The 15094-nt window shown below is 63.6% G+C and carries 17 protein-coding genes, 1 tRNA gene and 1 pseudogene; 10 read left to right on the top strand and 9 right to left on the bottom strand.

The window, feature by feature from the left end; genetic code table 11:
• Positions 1 to 292 precede the first annotated feature (292 nt).
• Positions 293 to 1576, bottom strand: a complete 1284-nt coding sequence (locus AC0L25_RS13555) for an MFS transporter (protein WP_473595944.1) — start codon at positions 1574 to 1576, stop codon at positions 293 to 295.
• Positions 1577 to 1657: 81 nt separating this feature from the next.
• Between AC0L25_RS13555 and AC0L25_RS13550 the strand changes: the two genes are divergently transcribed.
• Both AC0L25_RS13550 and AC0L25_RS13545 read left to right on the top strand, forming a co-directional pair.
• The gene (locus AC0L25_RS13550; RefSeq protein WP_473595943.1) at positions 1658 to 2257 is read left to right on the top strand and encodes a TetR/AcrR family transcriptional regulator; all 600 of its coding nucleotides are present in this window, start codon (positions 1658 to 1660) and stop codon (positions 2255 to 2257) included.
• A gap of 45 nt (positions 2258 to 2302) precedes the next feature.
• Entirely contained in the window at positions 2303 to 2896 is a 594-nt protein-coding gene (locus AC0L25_RS13545) for a hypothetical protein (RefSeq protein ID WP_473595942.1), read from the top strand.
• 244 nt (positions 2897 to 3140) lie between these two features.
• Here the strand turns inward: AC0L25_RS13545 and ppa are convergent, their stop codons facing one another.
• The 6 genes from ppa to AC0L25_RS13515 form a co-directional block, all read right to left on the bottom strand.
• A complete protein-coding gene (ppa, locus tag AC0L25_RS13540) occupies positions 3141 to 3674 on the bottom strand; it encodes an inorganic diphosphatase (RefSeq protein WP_473595941.1) in 534 nt (177 codons plus the stop codon).
• Positions 3675 to 3787: 113 nt separating this feature from the next.
• Positions 3788 to 4294 (bottom strand): GNAT family N-acetyltransferase, encoded by a 507-nt coding sequence (locus tag AC0L25_RS13535; protein ID WP_029349110.1) that lies wholly within the window; start codon positions 4292 to 4294, stop codon positions 3788 to 3790.
• A 117-nt stretch (positions 4295 to 4411) separates the two neighbouring features.
• Positions 4412 to 5050: a TPM domain-containing protein gene (locus AC0L25_RS13530; protein ID WP_473595940.1), complete on the bottom strand. Its 639-nt coding sequence runs from the start codon at positions 5048 to 5050 to the stop codon at positions 4412 to 4414.
• A gap of 8 nt (positions 5051 to 5058) precedes the next feature.
• On the bottom strand, positions 5059 to 5943 hold the full coding sequence (locus tag AC0L25_RS13525) for a TPM domain-containing protein (protein ID WP_473595953.1): 885 nt from the start codon (positions 5941 to 5943) through the stop codon (positions 5059 to 5061).
• Positions 5944 to 5947: 4 nt separating this feature from the next.
• A complete protein-coding gene (locus AC0L25_RS13520) occupies positions 5948 to 6736 on the bottom strand; it encodes a TPM domain-containing protein (RefSeq protein WP_473595952.1) in 789 nt (262 codons plus the stop codon).
• 218 nt (positions 6737 to 6954) lie between these two features.
• The gene (locus tag AC0L25_RS13515; protein ID WP_473595939.1) at positions 6955 to 7587 is read right to left on the bottom strand and encodes a LemA family protein; all 633 of its coding nucleotides are present in this window, start codon (positions 7585 to 7587) and stop codon (positions 6955 to 6957) included.
• A gap of 163 nt (positions 7588 to 7750) precedes the next feature.
• Between AC0L25_RS13515 and AC0L25_RS13510 the strand changes: the two genes are divergently transcribed.
• From AC0L25_RS13510 to AC0L25_RS13485, 6 genes are all read left to right on the top strand, one after another.
• Positions 7751 to 7999, top strand: a complete 249-nt coding sequence (locus AC0L25_RS13510) for a hypothetical protein (RefSeq protein ID WP_473595951.1) — start codon at positions 7751 to 7753, stop codon at positions 7997 to 7999.
• Positions 8000 to 8006: 7 nt separating this feature from the next.
• Positions 8007 to 8891, top strand: coding sequence for a pyridoxal kinase PdxY (gene pdxY, locus AC0L25_RS13505; RefSeq protein WP_473595938.1), 885 nt, complete (start codon positions 8007 to 8009; stop codon positions 8889 to 8891).
• Entirely contained in the window at positions 8888 to 9664 is a 777-nt protein-coding gene (locus AC0L25_RS13500; protein ID WP_473595937.1) for a DUF429 domain-containing protein, read from the top strand. The genes pdxY and AC0L25_RS13500 overlap by 4 nt, the downstream gene beginning before the upstream one ends.
• A gap of 157 nt (positions 9665 to 9821) precedes the next feature.
• A complete protein-coding gene (locus AC0L25_RS13495) occupies positions 9822 to 10466 on the top strand; it encodes a carbonic anhydrase (protein WP_473595936.1) in 645 nt (214 codons plus the stop codon).
• 9 nt (positions 10467 to 10475) lie between these two features.
• Positions 10476 to 10886: a nuclear transport factor 2 family protein gene (locus AC0L25_RS13490; RefSeq protein ID WP_473595935.1), complete on the top strand. Its 411-nt coding sequence runs from the start codon at positions 10476 to 10478 to the stop codon at positions 10884 to 10886.
• Positions 10887 to 10994: 108 nt separating this feature from the next.
• Positions 10995 to 13043, top strand: coding sequence for a M3 family metallopeptidase (locus AC0L25_RS13485; protein WP_473595934.1), 2049 nt, complete (start codon positions 10995 to 10997; stop codon positions 13041 to 13043).
• 93 nt (positions 13044 to 13136) lie between these two features.
• Here AC0L25_RS13485 and AC0L25_RS13480 read toward each other — a convergent pair whose 3' ends face one another.
• Both AC0L25_RS13480 and AC0L25_RS13475 read right to left on the bottom strand, forming a co-directional pair.
• A complete protein-coding gene (locus AC0L25_RS13480) occupies positions 13137 to 13442 on the bottom strand; it encodes a DUF167 family protein (protein ID WP_473595933.1) in 306 nt (101 codons plus the stop codon).
• Positions 13443 to 13451: 9 nt separating this feature from the next.
• On the bottom strand, positions 13452 to 13742 hold the full coding sequence (locus AC0L25_RS13475; protein WP_023800489.1) for a YggT family protein: 291 nt from the start codon (positions 13740 to 13742) through the stop codon (positions 13452 to 13454).
• A 161-nt stretch (positions 13743 to 13903) separates the two neighbouring features.
• Between AC0L25_RS13475 and AC0L25_RS13470 the strand changes: the two genes are divergently transcribed.
• Together AC0L25_RS13470 and AC0L25_RS13465 are read left to right on the top strand one after the other, a co-directional pair.
• Positions 13904 to 13979: transfer RNA gene (locus tag AC0L25_RS13470), tRNA-Ala, on the top strand.
• 531 nt (positions 13980 to 14510) lie between these two features.
• A pseudogene (locus tag AC0L25_RS13465) lies at positions 14511 to 15094 on the top strand (hypothetical protein); the annotation flags it as partial.

Genomic DNA, 15094 nt, shown 5'->3' with positions numbered 1-15094 from the left:
GGCAAAATGATGCGTGCAGGCTGGAACGATGCTTATCTCTTCCAGCTCATGACTCAAATGCGATAGCCCTGCCCTCGAGGGGGGAGATGGCCGGCAGGCCAGAGGGGGGCGCTGTCCCGCGGACTTACAACAATCAGACAGAAATCAGACAGAATCGCAAACCCTTCACAGAGTACGACGCAGAATCCAGAGGCTGGCGATCCTTCGCGCCCCCCTCTGCCCTGCCGGGCATCTCCCCCAAGGGGGGAGATTTGCAATTTGGCCGACGGCGCCTCTCCTGTGACGAGGGCGTCTACGCCGGTTGGCCTTCCGGGTCGAATGCCGGACGGCTGGTGTTGATCAGCAGCGAGATGCAGGCTGCGGCTATTGCCGTCATGCCGGCGATGAGGAAGGCAAGCTCGTAATTGCCCTGCAATTCACGCATGGTGCCGCCGAAGAAGGCGGCGGCCGCCGCGCCCACCTGATGGCCGGCGACGATCCAGCCGAAGACGATCGGCCCACTGCGGTCGCCGAACGCCTCGTTCGACAGCCTGAGCGTCGGTGGCACGGTGGCGATCCAGTCCAATCCGTAGAGCACGGCGAAGATGATCAGGCTGGTCGACGAAAAACCGGAATAAGGCAGGTAGATCAGCGACAGGCCGCGGATCGCATAATAGACGCCGAGCAGCTTGCGCGGGTCGAAGCGGTCGGTGAGCCAGCCCGACAGCGTCGTGCCGATCAGGTCGAAGATGCCCATCAGCGACAGCAGGCCGGCAGCTTGCACCTGGCCGATGCCCATGTCTCCGCAAAACGCGATCAGGTGCGTGCCGACCAGTCCGTTGGTGGTGAAGCCGCAGATGAAGAAGGTGGCGAACAGATACCAGAACACGCGGGTGCCGGCGGCACGGCGCAGCGTGCTGAGTGTGTGGGTGAGAAAATTGCCCTGCGAGGCCGGCGGAACCGGCGGCACGTCGTCGGCGTCCGCACCGTAGCGCACCATGCCGATCGAGGACGGACGCTCCGGCACCAGCAGCCAGACCAGCGGCACCAGGCAGGCAGTGGCCACCGCAATGGCGATGGCGACCGGCTTCCAGCCGCCCGATTGGGCGAGCGCGGCGAGCAGCGGCAGAAACACCAGCAGGCCGGTGGCGGCGGAGGCCGACATCAGGCCCATCACCAAGCCGCGATTGGTCTTGAACCAGCGATTGACGATAGTGGCGCCAAGCACCGTGGCGACCGCGCCGGAACCGACGCCGGAGAACACGCCCCAGGTGAGGAGCAGGTGCCACGGCTCCGTCATCAACAGGCTGAGCGCCGTCGAACCCGACATCACCACCAGCGACGCCAGCAGCGTGCGGCGCAGCCCGATCCGTTCCATCAGTGCCGCGGCAAACGGCCCGGTCAGGCCGTAGAGGAAGATGCCGATGGCCGCGGCGAGCGAAACGACATCGCGCCGCCAGCCGAAACTCTCCTCCAGCGGCAGCATCATGACGGCCGGCGCCGATCGCAGGCCCGCCGCGATCAGCAGACAGAGGAAAATGACGGCGACCACGACGAAAGCGTAGCGCTGGCCAAACGGACGGGATTGAGTTATCATGTTACTGACCGGTACGTTGCGATGCACCGAGGTATACGTACCGATCGGTAACATTGTCAAGCAGGCAACGGCACGTCCTAGATGAAAAGCATTGAACCAACGATCAGAGCGGATGAACCGCCGCGCGCCGGCGAAAAAATCCTTCGCGTTGCCCGCGACCTGTTTTACCGGCAAGGCATCAGGGCGATCGGCGTCGACGAGATCGTGCGGCGCGCCGGTGTCACCAAGCCCAGCCTCTATCGCAGCTTTCCCTCCAAGGACGAATTGGCCGCATCGTATCTTAGGCAATACGACCTCGAGTTCTGGGCCCGCTTCGACGAGGCGGTGGCTGCCCATCCCGGCGATCCGCGCGCGCAGATCGCCGCCTTCCTGACCCGCATCGGCAAGCGCACGCAAAAGCCAGACTATCGCGGCTGCGGCATGACCAATGCGGCCGTCGAATATCCCGAACGCGGCCATCCTGCCCGCGTCGTGAGTGAGGCCAACAAGCAGGAATTGCGACGACGCCTGCGCGCCATGGCGGCGGCGATGGGTGCTGGCGACGCCGATACGCTGGGCGACGGGCTGCTGCTTCTGATCGAGGGCGCCTATATCAGCGGCCAGTTGTTCGGTGCCGGCGGACCGGCGAAGTCCGTGGCCCGCAACGCCGACCTGCTGATCGAAGCGAGCTTGAAGAAATAGCGTTTCACGATACCTTGCGGCGGCCCCGAAACGGAGTTGTCCGCGATGCGTAGCCTTTTGATGATGCCGCTTGCCCTCTCCGGCCTCTGCCAGGCGGCCCTGGCCGGCGACATTTTCAGCGCCTACACCGATCTCGACTGGAAGAAGGACTGCGTGACCTATGCGCAGGCGGAAGTAGGCGACGGCGACTGGGCCAGTCTTGTTTGCTCGGGCTATCGCGGCTACCCGGTACTGATCTCCTATGACGATGCCCGGGAATCGCTGTTCTATGGTTTTCCCTCCAGCGACATGACCGCGGTCTGGGAAAGTTTTATCGCCTTCAATTCGGCTGCACCCAAACTCGAGTGGCGCATCGAGACGAACGGCGATCTTGCCGTCCCCTTCGCGGTCATCCACCGTCGCTCGATCAGCAATCCTGAGGACGAGAGCAAATCGACCGAGGTACTGATGGTCGCCAAGGTCTCCCAGCCAGAGAAGTATGAGGGCTGCACGGTCGGACTGGTGCTGGCCACCGGCAATCCGGCCGCCAACGACCAGGCCCGCAAGCTCGCCGACGAGAAGGCACGCAGCTTTGCCTGCGTCGAGGACATGCGCGTGATGGTCGGCGACGTACCCGCTTTCGGCCGCGTCGACAATTAGTGGTGGGGAGGAAGAGCGTAGCAATGGCCGCCCTTCGGCGATCCTTCACGCCCCCCTCTGTCCTGCCAGACATCTCCCCCACAAGGAGGGAGATCGGCTGCCATCTTGGCTTTCGCCAATCTCCAATGCTGAAAGAGACACGGGGCGGCGAAGCTGCCAATCTCCCCCCAAGTGGGGGAGATGCCCGGTAGGGCAGAGGGGGGCGCTGTCCCGCCGACGTCTCGCAATTTTGAAAGCGCTGGGCCTACTTGCTTGCCTTGGCGCGTTCGATCGCCTCGACGATCATCTTCCTGGCATAGGCGGCGTCGTGCCAGCCTTCGATCTTGACCCATTTGCCGGGTTCGAGATCCTTGTAGTGCTCGAAGAAGTGCTGCACCTGCTGCCGGGTGATATCGGGCAGGTGCGTGTATTCGGTGACGTTCTCGTAGCGCAGCGTCAGCTTGGGTGAAGGCACCGCGATGATCTTTTCGTCCAGACCGGAATTATCCTCCATCACCAGCACGCCGATCGGCCGCACATTGATGACGCAGCCCGGCACCAGCGCGCGCGTGTTGCAGACCAGCACGTCGATCGGGTCGCCGTCACCTGACAGCGTGTGCGGCACGAAGCCGTAATTGCCGGGATAACGCATCGAGGTGTGCAGGAAGCGGTCGACGAACAGCGTGCCGGCCTCCTTGTCCATCTCGTACTTGATCGGCTCGCCGCCGATCGGCACCTCGATGATGACGTTGATGTCCTCCGGCGGGTTCTTTCCGATGGCGATGGCTTCGATACGCATGGCTTTTGTCCCTCTTTCGATTGGAGACCGATAGCGGGCAGCGGCGCATGGTGCAATGCGGCGAATGGTACTGAAAGCAGCTGAGGGATGTTAGCGAGAGGCGTGTCGAGCCGTCATTCCCAGACGAAGGCGACCTTCTTCAGAGCCTTCTGTTCGAAGATCTCGACACCCTCGGCGACGTCGCGGCCGCCGGCGCCGGCATAGAAGGTGAGCGCGTTCTGGTTATCCTCCAGCGCCCACACCACCATGCCTTTCAGGCCATGATCCGCCAGTCGCGCCCGTGCGGCCGAGAATAGCCGGCTGCCGAGCCCGATGCCCTGGTATTCCGGGCGGACGTAAAGTTCGTAGATCTCGCCCTGCTGCTTGAGCTCGCGGGCGCGGTTCTTGCCGATCGTGGCGTAGCCGGCGACCTTGCCGCCGATCTCGACGACCAGGACGGTGGCGGCACGACGGATGGCGTTCGCCCACCAGTCGGCGCCGCGGCGGTTGATCATCGATGTCAAGGTGCGATGCGGGATGATGCCGGAGTAGGCGCCGCGCCAGGCCAGCAGGTGCACGTCGGCGATGGCGCTTGCGTCGCGCGGCTCGGCTTTCCTGATGTCGATACTCAGCGTCTTCATGATTGGTTAACCATAAACCCGCATCGCCCGATTGCAAGAGTCCGGTCAGCGGCTCCCAAGCTTTCGCACAGACGATGGACGTGCCGTTGAGTGCTGAAGGAAGCCGTTCGTAACGACTCAGATTTCGACCAGATGGTCGTCCAGCTCGTTGGCGTCGCCGCTAGAAACCGGGAAATGCTCGGCCAGCACCGCACCCGTCGCTTCGATCGCCTTGATAAAGCCGTCGGCGAGACGATCGTCGCGGGCATGCGCGGTAAGGTCGCGGACGACGCCGTCCCAGACATGCTGGCCGACACGGCTGTCGATGCCGCTGTCGGCGATCACTTCGGCGTAGTGCTCGGCAATCGAAACGAAGACCAGCACGCCGGTGCGCGCCGTGGTGCGGTGGACGTTGCGGGCGAGGAACTGCTTTATCGCATTGGCGTGCGCGGCCTGGTAGCGCAGCCGCCTCGGCACCAGGTGGATGCGCAAGCCGGGCAGCGCCCACAACAGGACAAGCACCGAGGCGAGCGCCAGAAGCTGCGCGATGACGAAATGCGGCAAGCGGATCGACAGCCACCACGCTTCCAGCCCGTAACTGACGGCAAGGCTGACGACGAGCATGGCCAGCGTCGCCATGAAGGCCGCCGGAAAGAAATAGCCGTCGCTGGCATAGGCCACGACGCAGTAGATTTCGCCATCGGTCTTTGATTCGGCGGCGCGGATCGCTTTGGCGATGCGGTCATGATCCCCGGGGCAGATCGGTCGTGTTGCCATGTCGTGTCTCACCAGCTTCCTGAAGAACCGCCACCACCGGACGAGCCGCCGCCGCCCGAAAACCCGCCGCCGCTACCGCCCGACGACCAGCCGCCGCCGGAACGGCCCGATGACCAGCCGCTGCCGGTGCCGGTTGTCCAGACGCCGCCCGAGGACGCGGAACCCGACCTTTGACCATAACGAAACGTCATGCCCAGCCATTTATACACGCCCGGCGACAGTTTCGTGCCGAAGATCGGCGGCAGGAACGCCATCGCCAGGCCACCTAAAAACAGCGTCGCCCACACGATGATGAACAGCGCGATGATGGGATCGATGGAATTGTTGTCCGCCGGATTGCGGGTCCCGCGCGCTTCCAGTTCTTCCGGATTGCCTTCCAGCACCATGACCATGTCGTCGACGGCCTTGGCTATGCCGCCGGAGAAGTCGCCGGCGCGGAAGGCCGGCACCATGTCGTTTTCGATGATCAGCCTGGTGTGCAGGTCGGTCAGCGTGCCTTCCAGCCCGTAGCCGACCTCGATCCGCATCTTGCGGTCGTTGTTGGCGACCAGCAAAAGCACGCCATTGTCCTCGCCGGCCTGGCCGAGCTTCCAGGCACGGAACAGCCGGTTGGCGTAGGGCTCGATCTCCTCGCCGTCGAGGCTAGGAACCGTCGCGACGACGATCTGGTCAGAGGTCTTGGCCTCGAAATCGGCAAGCTTCCGGGTCAGCGCCGCTTCGGTCGCGGCATCGATGAGACCGGCATTGTCGACGACCCGCCCAGTCAGAACCGGCAGTTCGGCCGCAAGAGCGGTGAAACCGACAAGCAGCAGCACCGCCAAGGCAACCAAGGCAGCGCCGATTGTCGCGGCAAAACGGCTGGAAGCTGGTGAACTGATGGCGCGTCTTGTCATGTCGTCACCAGCTTCCAGATGAGCCGCCGCCGCCGGACGAGCCACCGCCGCCTGAAAAGCCGCCACCGCCTGAGGACCAGCCTCCCCCGCCGGAACTTCCCGACCAACTGCTGGAAGATCGCCGGCTCGGCTCGAAGGTCATGCCCAGCCAGCGATAGCGGCCAGGACCGATCCTCCGGCCGAAGATCGGCGGCAGGATGGAGGCGGCGATACTGCCGAAGAAGATGATCGCCCAGATGCTTATGAAGATCGCAAAGAACAGATCGTCGGTGTTGAATGGCGGCTGCTGGTTGCGTTCGCCGCGCGCTTCCAGCCCTTCCGGATTGCCTTCCAGCACCATGACCATGTCGTCTACGGCCTTGGCTATGCCGCCGGAGAAGTCGCCGGCGCGGAAGGCCGGCACCATGTCGTTTTCGATGATCAGCCTGGTGTGCAGGTCGGTCAGCGCGCCTTCCAGCCCATAGCCGACCTCGATGCGCATCTTGCGGTCGTTCTTGGCGACCAGCAGAAGCACGCCATTGTCCGCGCCGGCCTGGCCGAGCTTCCAGGCGCGAAACAGCCGATTGGCGTAGGGTTCGATCTCCTCGCCGTCGAGGCTAGGAACCGTCGCGACGACGATCTGGTCAGAGCTCTTGGCTTCGAAATCCGCAAGCTTCCGGGTCAGCGCCGCCTCGGTCGCGGCATCGATGATGCCGGCATTGTCGACAACCCGCCCGGTGAGGGCAGGCAATTCGGCGGCGAAAGCGGTGAGCGGGAGGAAGAGAAGGCTTAGAATGACATACAGAAATGCCAGGCCGGCGTTCCTTCGCGCCCCCCTCTGTCCTGCCGGACATCTCCCCCACTTGGGGGGAGATCGGATGTCATTCCTGCCTTCGCCAATCTCCAACGTTGCAAGATTCGCGGCGGGGTCGAAGCTGCAAATCTCCCCCCATGAGGGGGAGATGTCCGGCAGGACAGAGGGGGGTGGGACGGAGTACAAGGCCAACGGGGATCAGACCCGCTAAGCGCCGATCACCCGCCCTGCTGCGTGCCGAAATCGACCTTCGGCGTCTGCATCTTGTCTTCCTCGATGGTGAAGTTGGCGAACGGCTGATTGCCGCGGAACCACAGGGTCGCCCAAATCACCGATGGGAAGGTCTTCAGCGTCAGATTGTACTCCTGCACCGCCTGGATATAGTCGCGCCGGGCGACCGCGATGCGGTTCTCGGTGCCTTCGAGCTGCGCCTGCAGCGCCAGAAAATTCTGGTTGGCCTTGAGGTCCGGATAATTCTCCACCACCGCCAGCAACCGCGACAGCGCGCTGGTCAGGCCGGCTTGACTGTCCTGGAATCTCTTGACGGCTTCCGGATTGCTCAGCGTTTCCGGCGTCACCGTCACTTGCGTCGCCTTGGCGCGCGCCTCAACCACAGCATCGAGCGTATCCTTCTCGTGCGCGGCATAGCCCTTGACCGTCTCGACCAGGTTGGGAATGAGATCGGCGCGGCGCTGGTACTGGTTCAGCACCTGGCTCCATGCGGCTTTGGCGTTTTCCTCCGCCGTCGGAATGGTGTTGTAGCCGCAGCCGGCAAGCAGCGGCAGCACGATCGCCATCATCAGCAAGGCAGGCAAATTGCGGAAGACGAAAGGGGAGGAAAGGGCAAGCATGGAAATATCCCTCAATAAGACTGACGGGCGAAGCAGTACCACAATCCGCGCGCAAGAACATGATCTCAACCTGGGAGCCTTACTGGTTCTTTATCATCCACTGCCAGGCCCTGTGATTGGCCGGGCGAACAGGTTAAAGTCGCCGCGAAAACAGGACATCGCCATGGCGAAACGCCAGGACAGCGACGACGAATCGCGCCGCATCATCGAGCGCGTGGCACGTGAAACCGACCCGGGCGGCGCCTCGTTCATTGGGCGGACCGCGAAGGGCGCGCGCGATCACGTCACTGCTGCAGACGCCGACCAGTCGGACCCGATCGAATATTGGGGCACGCGCATTGGCCGGGCGCTAGGGCTCATTATCGCCATTGGCCTGTTGATCTGGCTCGTGGTTTTCATCAGCCAAAGTTAGGAACCTCGTGAGCACCGAAGAACACGACGCGCCGCGCGCGGTCATCGTCATTTCCAGCCATGTCGCGCGCGGCTCGGTCGGCAACCGCGCCGCGGTCTTTGCGCTGGAGACGCTGGGCTTTCCGGTGTGGGCGGTGCCGACCGTCATCCTGCCCTGGCATCCGGGCCATGGGCGGGCGACGCGCATTGTGCCGCCGCTCGATCAATTCAGGGCGCTGATGGCCGATCTCGAGCGCGCGCCGTGGCTGGGCGAGGTCGGCGCGGTGCTGTCCGGCTATCTCGGCGAAGGCGGCCAGGCCGACGCCGTCGCCTCGCTGGTCGGCGCGGTCAAGGCGAAGACGCCGGATGCCGTCTATATCTGCGATCCGGTGATGGGCGATTCGGGCGGGCTCTATGTGCCGGGGACGACCGCCATTGCCATGCGCGACCGGCTGATGCCGATCGCCGACATCGCCACGCCCAACCGCTACGAGTTGGAGTGGATGGCGGGAGCGCCGCTGGCCGACCTGAAAGCGGTGATGGCGGCCGCCCTTCATGCCGGGCCGTCGACCATGCTGGTCACTTCGGCGCCGGCGATGATGGCCGGCGGCACCGGCAATCTGCTGCTCAACGGCAATCAGGCGCTGCTCGCCGAACATCGCCTCATCGAAAAGCCGCCCAATGGGCTCGGCGACCTGACGGCGGCCGTCTATCTGGCGCGCACGCTGTCCGGCCAGCCGGCGATCAAGGCACTGCAGTCGACCACGGCGGCGGTCTACGAGATCCTGGCGCGCACCGCCAAGCGCGGCGGCGACGAATTGCAGCTCGAAACCGACGCGCAGAGCCTGTCGCACCCAATGGCGATGGTGCAGCTTCGCCATCTCCTGCATCCGGGACGGGACAAAAGAGCGTGACTGTCGTCGGTGTCGACGGTTGCAGGGCCGGCTGGATCTCCGTTCGCCGCGATCCCGGTTCGACACCTCGTAACCCCGGCGCAGCACCTTCGGCAGCCGTTTTTCCAAGCTTCGCAGCACTGCTCGACGCATTGCCGGCAGATGCGACGGTCGCCGTCGACATGCCGATCGGCCTGCCCGATCTTTCGCAAAACGGCGGACGCGGGCCGGAGGCGCTGGTGCGGCCGCTGCTTGGTAACAGGCAATCCAGCGTCTTCGCTATCCCCTCGCGTGCGGCGCTTTACGCGCATACGGATGGCTTCACCACGATCGAGGCCTGGTACGCCGCGCATCGCCAGGCGAGTGAAGTGGCGAAGGCGACCTCCAATCCGCCGCGCGGCGTCTCGATCCAGGCCTTCGGCATCTTTGCCAAGATCCGCGAGATCGATGCCGTGCTGATCGCGCGTCCCGAACTGCGCAGCCGCGTCTTCGAATCGCACCCGGAAGTCGCCTTCTGCCGGCTGAACGACGATCAGGCAATGCGTTTGCCGAAGAAGATCAAGGCCGCCGTCAACCCGGCCGGCATGGCGGAACGCAAGGCGCTGCTTTGCCGGCACGGTTATATCAGGGGCTTTCTCGATCAGACGCCGCCGCGAGGCGCTGCCGCCGATGACTTTCTCGACGCCGCAGTGATGATGCTGATCGCCGGCCGCATCGCCAGCGGCGAGGCAAGGCCGTTTCCGGATCCGCCGCTCGCCGACCGTTTTGGCATCCCTGTCGCCATTTGGGCATGACAATCTGGCTTGCAAGGACATTGGCCCTCCGAGCCGAGCGTGCCTGTTGCAGCCAGCCATCTGCGATTCGGCATTGCTCGCGACCGGCTTTTGCCGCTAGAGCCTTCCTGACTTAAAAGAGCTGCCGCCTAACCCGGAAAGGCTCCAGACGCCGCTTATGCCTCATCTCCCCGATCACCTTCTCGCCGGCTATCGCAATTTCATGAGCGGCCGCTATCTCGCCGAAAGCGGACGCTATCGCTCGCTCGCCCGCGAGGGCCAGTCCCCCGAAACGATGATCATTGCCTGCTGCGACTCCCGCGCCGCCCCCGAGGCGATCTTCGACGCTGGGCCCGGCGAACTCTTCGTGCTGCGCAATGTCGGCAATCTGGTACCGCCCTATGCGCCCGACGACCAGTTCCACTCGACCTCGGCGGCGCTCGAGTTCGCCGTGCAAAGCCTTAAGGTCAAGAATATCGTGGTGATGGGCCATGGCCGCTGCGGCGGCATCCGCGCGGCACTCGACCCCACGGCCACGCCCCTGTCGCCCGGCGACTTCATCGGCAAATGGATGAGCCTGATTGCGCCGGCGGCCGAGACCGTGTCTTCCAGCACGTTCATGACGGCAACGGAGCGTCAGACCGCGCTGGAACGCATCTCGATCCGCTATTCGATCGCCAATCTCAGGACCTTTCCTTGCGTCTCGATCCTGGAAGGCAAAGGACGGCTGTCGCTGCATGGCGCCTGGTTCGACATCTCGACCGGCGAGCTCTGGGTGATGAACAAGGACACCGGTGATTTCGAGCGGCCGGAGACGACATAGGAGGATTGCATGGCATGCCATTCGATCGCTTTGGCCGCAGCGGCCCTGCTGTTTTCAGTCGTGTCCGCCCGCGCCGATGACGGCGCGCTTATCGGCCGCTGGTATGCGGCGCTGCTGGTCGCCGATCGCACCGAATTGTCGGATCTGCTTGCCGACGACGTTCGGATAAAACTCGACGACCTCAGCGTCGTCCAGACCAAGCAGGAATTCATCGCCTCGATCGACGACTGGAAGGGCGCTGTCGCCGGGGCTGAAATCCGGCATCGGATCAAGAAGACCGAAGGCGGCGTCACCACGGTGATCGCCTGCTATGATTTCCCCAACAACGACATGCTGATGCAGGAAACCTTCGCGATTGCCGACAACCGCATCACCGCCAGTTCACAGGCGGCGATCGCGGAAAACTGCGACGGCTACTGAGCGGCCGCGATATTGCGTGCGGCAAGCCGCCGCCTTACATCGGTGGTGATCCCGCCCTTGCCTCCACAGACACTCAGCGAAAGCCCCTCACTTAACGAAAGATTTGCCATGCCGTCCGCCGTCGACCTCGCCGCCCATCCGCTGACCACCTGGCAAGGGCCGCTCGGCCTGCCCGATTTCACCCGCATCGGCGACGGCGATTTTTCTCCGGTTTTCAATGCGGCACTGACGGCGCATGAGGCGGAGATCGAGGCAATATCAGGCAATGCCGAGACGCCGACCGTTGAGAATACACTCGCGGCGCTCGAGCTTAGCGGCGAGGCGCTTGACCATGTATCGTCGATCTTCTGGTGCCGCGCCGGCGCCCACACCAACGAAGCGATCCAGGCGCTGGAGCGCGAGATCTCGCCAAAAATGTCCAGGCATTTCTCGGCGATCTCGATGAACGAGAGGCTGTTTGCCCGCATCGACGATCTCTACCAGCGCCGGGAAGCCTTGAACCTCGATGCCGAGACGCTGTGGGTGCTGGAAAAGACCTGGAAAAATTTCGTCCGCTCCGGCGCCAAGCTCGACGCCGAGGGCAAGAAGCGGCTGGCGGCGATCAATGAGGAACTGTCGTCGCTCGGCACGACGTTCGGCCAGAACCTGCTTGCCGACGAGCGCGACTGGGTGCTGTTCCTCGACGAGGCTGACCTTGCCGGCCTGCCGGAGTTCCTGAAAAGCGCGATGGCCGAGGCCGCCGAGATGCGCGGCCAGAAGGGCCGCTATGCCGTCACCCTGTCACGCTCGATCTACGAGCCGTTCTCGACCTTCTCCGAGCGCCGCGACCTGCGCGAGATCGCCTTCCGCGCCTTCACCATGCGCGGCCAGAATGGCGGCGCCACCGACAACACCGCCGTGGTGCGCAATATGCTGCGCCTGCGCGCCGAAAAGGCGAAGCTGCTCGGCTACGCTTCCTACGCCGCCCTGAAACTCGACGACACCATGGCAAAGACGCCGGAGGCGGTGCATACGCTGCTCGATCCGGTCTGGGCAAAGGCTCTGGAAAAGGCCGCACGCGACCAGGCCGAGTTGCAGCGGTTGGCGGCCGAGGCCGGCAGCAACGAAGAATTCGCCGCCTGGGACTGGCGCTTCTATCAGGAGAAGCTGCGCGCCGAGAAATTCGCCTTCGATGAGGCCGAGCTGAAGCCCTATCTGCAGCTCGACCGCATCATCGAAGCCTGCTTCGACGTGGCGACAAAATTGTTCGGCATCACCTTCGAGGAAAAGAAAGGCATTGCCACCTGGCATCCGGAAGCACGTGTTTTCGTCGTCAGGAATCCCGACGGCAGCGAGCGTGGGCTGTTCCTGGCCGACTATTTCGCGCGGCCGTCGAAACGCTCCGGCGCCTGGATGAGCGCGCTGAAATCCGGCTACAAGCTTGGCCATGGCTCCAAGCCGGTCATCTACAACATCATGAATTTCGCCAAGCCGCCGGAGGGCGAGGCAGCGCTTTTGTCGGTCGACGAGGCCAAGACCCTGTTCCACGAATTCGGTCATGCGCTGCATGGCATGCTGACCGACGTCACCTGGCCATCGGTCGCGGGCACCTCGGTCAGCCGCGATTTCGTCGAACTGCCTTCGCAGCTCTACGAGCACTGGCTGACCGTGCCGGCGGTGCTGGAAAAACATGCGCTGCATGTGAAGACAGGCAAGCCGATGCCGAAGGCGCTGGTCGACAAGATGCTGGCGGCGCGCACCTTCGGCGCCGGCTTCGCCACGGTCGAGTTCACCGCCTCGGCGCTGGTCGACATGGCCTACCATGCGCGGCCGGATGTGCCGGAACAGCCGCTTCGTTTCGAAGCCGAAACGCTTGAAAAGCTCAACATGCCCGACACCATCGCCATGCGCCATCGCACCCCGCATTTCGGCCACATCTTTGCCGGTGACGGCTATTCGGCCGGCTACTATTCCTACATGTGGTCGGAGGTGCTCGACGCCGACGCCTTCGCCGCCTTCGAGGAGACCGGCGACCCGTTCGATCCGGCACTGGCCGAGCGGCTCAGGAATCACATCTATGCCGCCGGCGGCTCGAAGGACCCGGAAGAGCTCTACACCGCCTTCCGCGGCAAGATGCCGTCGCCCGAAGCGATGATGGCCAAGCGCGGGCTGGTCTGAACGCCGAAGTGCCAATCCCTTGTGGGACCTTGTGGAGGAGATGCCAAGTCTTGGCAAAGAGGGCAGGACCGAGGGGCGAAAGAATGGGACGGTTCAATCGCCGCTGAGCGCCTCGATGGCTTTCGCCAGCGCAGCCGGATCGCCGAGGACACGCAGCGTCTTCAGCCGGGCCGTGCCGCCGGCGACGACCGAGACGGCCGATCGCGGCACTCCCAGCGCCTTGGCGACCAGCCGTTCGAGCGCTTGATTGGCGGCGCCCGTTTTCGGCACGGCGCGGACGCGAACCTTCAGATGGCTTCGCCCGTCTGCCGTGCCGTCGAGCCTGTCCATCGCCGCTTTCGGCGTCAGCCGGACGAACAGGTCGACGCCATCGTTACGCGGGCGAAACGGCCCAGTCATAAATGCCCGTCAGACGACCAGCGGCGCTACCGTGGTGAGCAGGAACTGCCGGAGGAAGAACAGGATCAGAAGCAGGATGATCGGCGAAATGTCGATCCCGCCGAGGTCGGGCAGAAAGCGACGGATCGGCCGCAACGCCGGCTCGGTCAGCCGGAAGAGCATGTTGCTGACGCTATCGACGAACTGGTTGCGCGAGTTGACGACGTTGAAGGCGTAGAGCCAGGAGAAAATCGCCGAAGCGATGATGATCCACCAATAAATGTCAAGCGCCAGGACAATGGTCTGAATGAGGGCTATCATGCCGGTCTCCGATTGTTGCCGACATGTAGCCATTGCGGGCGAAAGCGGCAAGAGCCAGCTTCCGCGGCACGCCCGGCCGGTGGCTGGCCGCGCGGCTTTTGGGCAAAACGCCGTCTTGACAGGAAACCGCCGCGCCCGATAAATGCGCCGATCCGCTGGACGGGGCTGTAGCTCAGCTGGGAGAGCGCGTCGTTCGCAATGACGAGGTCAGGAGTTCGATCCTCCTCAGCTCCACCAGCGGGATAACCTCACCGATTGAAGGCAACGGCTTTTCGCGGCAGATTTTGGCGTCGCCACTTCCATCCCCATTTCAGCTGGTCGTGCCCGGCCAAATTGGCCTCTACTAAGTCGGGCGCCGAGGCTTCAGCTGCATGTCTAACTATTCCGCAACTGTTTTCAGTTGGCTGTCGCGCAGGTAAATCCCCACTGTTCTCAGTGGGTAAGCCGTTATTTTCCCGTTCTTCAAGGTCTCGCCCGTTGCAAGCCGGCCCTGCGCCAGGGCACGTGCGGATCGGCGCGTCGCGTCATCACAATGAAGGGCGACATTCGCTGGCGTCTACGGGATCATCCTGTCCGAAATAGGCAACACCGCGGATAGCAGCAGTAGGTCTTTACAGATCCCCGGGGGAATCCACCTTGGGCCTGTGTGCGGAAGGGCCGAAAGGCAGCTACGTCGCAGAGAACCTTTACGGGCGAAGGTGGCTACCAGCCGGACTTTGGCATGTGCCCGTCCCGCTAGGTAGCGGCGATCTTGAGGAGCCTCTCGTCATGAAGATTTCGTCCAGATTTCGTTCGGTCGCGGTTGCCGTCATCGCCGCCGCGGGAGTCAGCATTGCCAGCGCCGCGCAACTCAAGGAGGGCGTGCAAACACCACCCGGCGAGCATGAAATACGCCGCGAATTGGCCGCAGCACGAGCCGAGCTGGAAATCATGCAGCGCGCGGTACGTGACGCGAGCGCCCAGGCACACGCACTGGCAAACACGGTGGCTGAGCAAGCACAAACTCTGAAAGAGCAGCAGCAAATCGACGAAGCGCTGGAGACGGCGCAGCGCGTTATCGAAGACTTTAGGGCCGAAGCCCTTCTCTTCGACCGCGAGAGGGCCTCCGGAGCGCAACCCTCCATGGAAGCCTCTCAAGGTGCTGCGAAGCGAGCGCTTGATGAGGCGAGGCGCAAGGTTGAACTCCTGGAACAGGAACTCACCACGGCTCGCCAAACTATCGACGCTCTTAAGACAGACGCAAACCTGGCCGCGGTCGAGAACACCAACGCCATAAAGGACCGATCGGTAGCCGAGACCGCTCTAAAGCGAGCTGGAGAAGCACTCGAACTGGAACGCGAACGAGCAGATTC

This window comes from Mesorhizobium sp. WSM4813 (genome assembly GCF_055811555.1).
Note: the sequence above shows the minus strand (reverse complement) of the source record. Positions and strands in the feature narration are given on the sequence as shown.